The sequence below is a fragment of the Nocardia carnea genome (assembly GCF_029869215.1).
GTDB classification, from domain to species: domain Bacteria; phylum Actinomycetota; class Actinomycetes; order Mycobacteriales; family Mycobacteriaceae; genus Nocardia; species Nocardia carnea_B.
Window position 1 is genome coordinate 1 of the sequence record NZ_JARWPM010000208.1, and the last position, 5,691, is coordinate 5,691.

Sequence of the window (5,691 nt, forward strand, 5' to 3'; positions counted from 1 at the left end):
CCCCCCCGCCCGCCGGGGGGGCTCACCCCCCGGGTGTACCGGCCCCCCCCGGCGCCCACGGCGGGGCCGGCCCCCCGCGTCTTTTTTTCCCCCCCCCCCCCCGCCCGCGCGGGGGGGGGGCCCCCCCCCCCCCCGCCCCGATCGCTGTCCACCCCGTGGCGCTGTGACCGGGGCACGAGCACCGTCCGGGCGTTCCGGCGGCATCCGTTAGGCTCGCGTACGTGCTCGCACCCGAGCGGCGAACGCGCGCCGATGTCATCACCGCTGCCGCGATCGCCGTCGTCGTCGTGATCGCGGTGATCGTGGCATGGGTGACCAGCGATGTCGCCGATACCGAATCGGTGGTCGCCGCCGACCCGTCCCGCCCGCCCGCGGCGGCAACCGAGCTGCCCGGCCGATTGCGGGAACTGTGGCGTGCTCCCGATATCGCCGCAGCCCGCGCTCTCACCTCCGAGGGCGTGGCCGTCACCGGCGACGGCGGCACGGTGACCGGACACGATCGGCGCACCGGCGAGCAGGTGTGGCGCTACACCCGCGATCTGCCGCTGTGCGGGGTCGAGGCGCAGTTCGGGATGGTGATCGCGGTGTACCGCACCGACCGCGGCTGCAGCGAGACCACCATGCTCGCCGGCGCGGACGGCCGCCGCCGCACGGCCCGCAGCAGCTATATGGACGATCGGGTCCACCTGTCCGTCGACGGCACCTATGTGGTGGCGCAGGGGCCGCGGCGGCTGGAAGTGTGGCGCTCCGACCTGGTGCGCACCCTCGAATACGGCTATGTGGACGCCAAGGAGAACTGGAAGACCCAGCCGCGCCAGGATTGCGAACTGCGCTCGGCCGCCTCGAGTTCGTCGCGGCTGGTAGTGCTCGAACGCTGCCCGGGCGATCCCGCGAATCGGCTCACTGTTCTGGCGCCCGCCCCGAAGGACGACAATGTGCCGGAAGAATACGGCTCGCGGATCCTGGAGGGCCCAGGGGCCGAATCGCCCGAAGCACGCGTAATCGCGGTGTCCGACAACCGGATCGCCGTTTATCAGCCCGGGACCACCGGTTCCGACCCCGCCGCCCCGCGCCTCACCGTATTCGACGCCAAGGGTAATCCGATTGTGGTGCAAGAACTCTCGGCACCACTCGCCGCGGCTTCGACAACCACGCGCGCCGGCTCGGCCTTCTTCGTGTTCACCGGCAACAGCGTGATCGCGCTGCAGGCCAGTACCTTCGAACCGTTGTGGACGGCACCCGACGCACTCGGCGCGCCGGTGCTCATGGCCGACCGGCTGCTGATTCCCGTCCCGGGCGCTGTCGCGGCTCTCGATCCGGCGAGCGGTGCCCAGGTCGCGCGGATCCCGGTGGACCGGCCCGATTACGGCGGTGGCCTCATATCGCTCGGTGTTCTGGGCAATACGGTCCTGGAACATCGCGACGGCCAACTCGTCGCCCTCGGCGATCCCGAGGCTCCCGATACCGGCGACGCGGAGACCGATCGTCCCGCAAAACCCCTGCGGTGAAACCTTTTTGTCGGTGCCCGCAGGCACACTGGCGGCCATGACAGAAGCAGCCCCACCCGCCGATACGGCCTCCGCAGCCGAGTACTGCGCCTACACCGATCCCGACGCACCGTGGAACCGGTTCACCGACCGGGATCCGGCCGGCTGGAACACCGAGGTGATCCGCGAGTTCCGGGCCAACGGCGGACGGGTCGGCGGCGACTACGCCGGCACCACGCTCCTGTTGCTCACCACCACGGGTACGAAAACCGGTAAACGCCATGTGGTTCCGCTGACCGCCCGGTACCGCGGCGATACGCTCTACGTCAGTTCGCTCCTCGACGAGCGCTATCCCGCGTGGTACCACAATGTCCGAGCCGATCCGGCGGTGATCGTCGAACTCGGCGATCACGTGTACCACGCCACGGCGCGCGTGCTCACCGGCGCTGCGTACGACGAGTTCGCCGCCTGGGTACTGGCGAACAACCCCCTGCTCGCCGATTTCCAGGCCACCACCGAGCGGCCGATCCCCCTCGTCGTTCTCACGTTGGCATCGTCGCACTGACCGGTGAATCGGGCGCCGCGTCCGCTGCCGGTGCTGGCGGGATGCCGCCGGCGGGCAGGTCACGGACCGGCGTCGGCTACGCCTCGGACCGCCCTCGGGCCTGCCCGCCGAACCAGGCATCATGGTCCGTATGCCCGGCTCCGAGGATGCCCGTGTGGTGCTGGTCCGCCACGGTGAGACAAGCTGGTCGGTACAGCACCGGCATACCGGCCGCACCGATCTGCCCCTGACCGCGGCCGGTGAACACCAGGCCACGGCGGCCGGTCACGTCGTGGCGGATCTCGGATTACGCGATCCGCTGATCCTGGTCAGTCCGCGGGAACGGGCCCGGCGAACCGCTGAACTGGCCGGGCTCACCGGCGCCCGGGTCGAACCGGATCTCGCCGAATGGGACTACGGCGATTACGAAGGCCGCACCACCCCGCAGATCCGCACCGCGGACCCCGGCTGGACGATCTGGACCGGCGCGGTGCCGGGCGGTGAATCCGCGGCCGAGATCGCCGACCGCGCCGACCGCGTACTGGACACCGCTCGGGCCGCACTCGCCGACCGCGACGTGGTGCTGGTGGGCCATGGGCACTTCTCCCGCGCCCTGATCGCCCGCTGGCTCGGCTTCCCCGTCCGGGAAGGCCGCCGGTTCGCGCTGGCGACGGCCGGAGTCAGCGTGCTCGGCTACGAGCATTCCGATCCGACGCTGTGGGCGCACAACCTCCGGCCGGGTCCCGGATGAAGCGATCTCCCAGCTCTCCGCCGGCCCGTCCGGCACACCCACTTGTCCGCGACGAACGAGGAGCTCCCGTGTCCGCGACCCCGGTGATCCGCCGTGCCGAACCCGGCGATGTACCCGCACTGGTCGAACTGGTCTACGACCTGGCCGAATACGAGAAAGCCCGGCACGAGTGCAACCTCACCGCCGCGCAACTGCACACCGCGCTGTTCGGTCCCGATCCCGCCGTGTTCGCCCATGTGGCGCTACTCGACGGCGCGGTGGCCGGCTGCGCGATCTGGTTCCGCAACTTCTCCACCTGGGACGGTGTCCACGGGATCTACCTCGAAGACCTGTACGTCAAACCGGCGGCACGAGGCACCGGCCTCGGCCGGGCGCTGCTGGCCGCCCTCGCCCGCGAGGCGCAAACCCGCGGCTACAGCCGGGTGAGCTGGTCGGTACTCACCTGGAACACACCGTCGATCGGCTTCTACGAATCCCTGGGCGCGCAGGTCCAGGACGACTGGGTCGGTTACCGCCTCACCGGTACCGCCCTGGCGGAACTGGCCGCCACAGCGGCTACCCAGGACTGATGCACCCGCGCCGCGGGCCCGGCGCTCCGCGGCAGCACGGACACGCGGGCTGATTCGCCCACGCCGGCACCGCCGTCGCTATGCGGCTCCGAGAGCGCGGAAGCCGGACGCCGAACACGGGGGCCGAGAGTACGACCGGCAGCGTCCCTGCTCGGCGGAGATTCAGTCCTCCCCCGTGACCCCGTACTCCTGCGCCGCCCAGCGTGAGGTCGGTGGCGCGAACAACAACCCCAGCGCACCCAGTGCGACGATGCCGAGCACGGTGCCCAGCAGGGGCTGTCCCGACCCGAACAACAACGACCACACCACCGGCAGCAGCAGCAACTGGGTGATCACCGCGATCGCCCGCCCCCACCGCTGCCCGAGCAGCAGCCCGATCCCGGACGCGAGCACCGCACCACCGAGGATCCCGAACCACATGGCCGTGCCGTAACCGCTGATCGCATCCTCTTTGTGCCCCAGCAGCGCCCGCACGATCAGCACCACCGCGACGGTCACCGCGACAGCGCCCTCCAGCGCCACCAGCCCGCCCGCTCCCCGCACGGTCCCGGGCACGCCCACGTCTTTTCGCTCGACCACCCCGCCAGCTTAAGGGTGCCGCGGCGGACCGCAGATACAGTGCTGAGGTGCGGACGTTGTTGATCGTCAATCCGAATGCGACCTCTACCACAGCGGCTACCCGCGATCTGCTGGCGCATGCGCTGGAGAGCCGGACGCAGCTGACGGTGGCGCATACCCAGCATCGCGGTCATGCCGCGGAGCTGGCGCAGTGGGCGGCAACCAACGAGATGGATCTCATCGTGGTGCACGGCGGCGACGGGACCGTCAACGAGACGATCAACGGGTTCGTCCCGCTGCCGCAGGTCGACGACGGGCAGGCGTGGCGGCCGCGGCTGGGCATCATTCCCGGCGGTTCGGCCAATGTGTTCGCGCGGTCGCTCGATATCCGGCCCGATCCGGTGGCGGCCACCAATCAACTGATCGATCTGCTCAAAGCCGGCGACGGCGACCGCCGCATCGGCTTGGGTATCACCGACGACCGGTGGTTCTGTTTCAGCGCCGGGGTGGGCCTCGACGCGGAGGTCTGCGCCGCGATCGACGCCGCCCGGGCCAAGGGCCGCGCCGCGACGCCGGCCCGCTATCTGCGCACCACCGTGGCCCAATTCTTCCGCGTCAAACGGGCACAACCGGAGGTCACCGTGCATGTGCCGGGTCACGAACCCGTTTCCGGCGTGCATTACGCGTTCGTCACCAATACGAGTCCGTGGACTTATTTGAATGCGACGCCGGTACGGACCAATCCCGGTACGAGGTTCGAAACCGGTCTCGGAGTGTTCGCCGTGCGAACCATGGCGTTACTGCCTACACTGCGCCTGGCGGCACAACTGCTGTCGCCACACTCCGAGCCGAAGTCGCGGAAGCTCTTTCGTGACGACGATGTTCCGTCGGTGCGCATAACGAGTGCCGAGCCGATCGGCCTGCAAATCGACGGCGACTTCATCGGCAGGCGCGACGTGGTGGATTTCACCGCTGTGCCGGACGTCCTCGATGTGGTCGCTCCACGACCGGAATGAAGTGGCGCATCCGGGAAATAGATCCCGTTTGTGCTGCGGAAACCGGCGTAGGCGAGTAAAAAGGACTGCGGCAGGTCTCCTCGTGGGGCCTTCAGTGCGTGAGCTTCCCCACGGTGCGTCGGATACCTATTGACATCTACGGTGTTCGTGAAAGCATTCACAAGCAACCGTGCGGAAACATTCAGTTCGCACAAGTGAACGATCCAGCAACCGATCGGCGCCCTGTGGCGCCCTACAAAGGAGCAGAAGGAATGGACTGGCGCCATAAGGCCATCTGTCGCGATGAGGACCCTGAACTGTTTTTCCCGGTGGGCAACAGTGGTCCTGCGCTCGCGCAGATTGCCGATGCCAAGCTGGTCTGCGCCCGCTGCCCCGTTACCGCCGAATGCCTGTCCTGGGCTCTGGGTTCCGGGCAGGACGCCGGTGTATGGGGCGGTATGAGCGAAGACGAGCGGCGCGCACTCAAGCGTCGCAATGCGCGCACCCGCACTCGTACGGCTGTCTGAGCACGCGGGGAAGCGACTACCGGACCTTATTCCAGCCCGGCCCGGGGAGTCGCGGATTGCCCGGCACCAGTGAATATGGTGGCCGGGCGGAGTTTTTACGGGGGCATATACCGGCACGCCCCGAAATTTCCGGTCTTGACGTTTTACGGCCCGTTAAATTTTTGGGCCCTCCACATGATTACGTTGTGCGGGGCAATCCGCGACTCCCCGGGCCGGGCTGGAATAAGGTCCGGTAGTCGCTTCCCCGCGTGCTCAGACAG

At 68.8% G+C, this 5,691-nt stretch carries 7 protein-coding genes; 6 read left to right on the forward strand and 1 reads right to left on the reverse strand.

Annotated features, from left to right (window positions below):
• The first annotated feature begins 221 nt into the window (after nucleotides 1-221).
• From QH276_RS14290 to QH276_RS14305, 4 genes are all read left to right on the forward strand, one after another.
• A complete protein-coding gene (locus QH276_RS14290; protein ID WP_280397528.1) occupies nucleotides 222-1,508 on the forward strand; it encodes an Rv3212 family protein in 1,287 nt (428 codons plus the stop codon).
• A 37-nt stretch (nucleotides 1,509-1,545) separates the two neighbouring features.
• On the forward strand, nucleotides 1,546-2,052 hold the full coding sequence (locus tag QH276_RS14295; RefSeq protein WP_280397529.1) for a nitroreductase/quinone reductase family protein: 507 nt from the start codon (nucleotides 1,546-1,548) through the stop codon (nucleotides 2,050-2,052).
• A 130-nt stretch (nucleotides 2,053-2,182) separates the two neighbouring features.
• The gene (locus tag QH276_RS14300; protein WP_280397530.1) at nucleotides 2,183-2,782 is read left to right on the forward strand and encodes an acid phosphatase; all 600 of its coding nucleotides are present in this window, start codon (nucleotides 2,183-2,185) and stop codon (nucleotides 2,780-2,782) included.
• Nucleotides 2,783-2,865: 83 nt separating this feature from the next.
• Complete coding sequence (locus QH276_RS14305; protein WP_280397553.1) at nucleotides 2,866-3,351, forward strand: GNAT family N-acetyltransferase; 486 nt, start codon at nucleotides 2,866-2,868, stop codon at nucleotides 3,349-3,351.
• 162 nt (nucleotides 3,352-3,513) lie between these two features.
• Here QH276_RS14305 and QH276_RS14310 read toward each other — a convergent pair whose 3' ends face one another.
• On the reverse strand, nucleotides 3,514-3,930 hold the full coding sequence (locus tag QH276_RS14310) for a hypothetical protein (RefSeq protein ID WP_280397531.1): 417 nt from the start codon (nucleotides 3,928-3,930) through the stop codon (nucleotides 3,514-3,516).
• 47 nt (nucleotides 3,931-3,977) lie between these two features.
• Between QH276_RS14310 and QH276_RS14315 the strand changes: the two genes are divergently transcribed.
• Nucleotides 3,978-4,925 carry a diacylglycerol/lipid kinase family protein gene (locus QH276_RS14315; protein WP_280397532.1) on the forward strand — a complete coding sequence of 316 codons (948 nt, stop codon included), beginning with the start codon at nucleotides 3,978-3,980 and terminating at the stop codon, nucleotides 4,923-4,925.
• Nucleotides 4,926-5,176: 251 nt separating this feature from the next.
• A complete protein-coding gene (locus QH276_RS14320) occupies nucleotides 5,177-5,431 on the forward strand; it encodes a WhiB family transcriptional regulator (protein ID WP_033243220.1) in 255 nt (84 codons plus the stop codon).
• Nucleotides 5,432-5,691 lie beyond the last annotated feature (260 nt).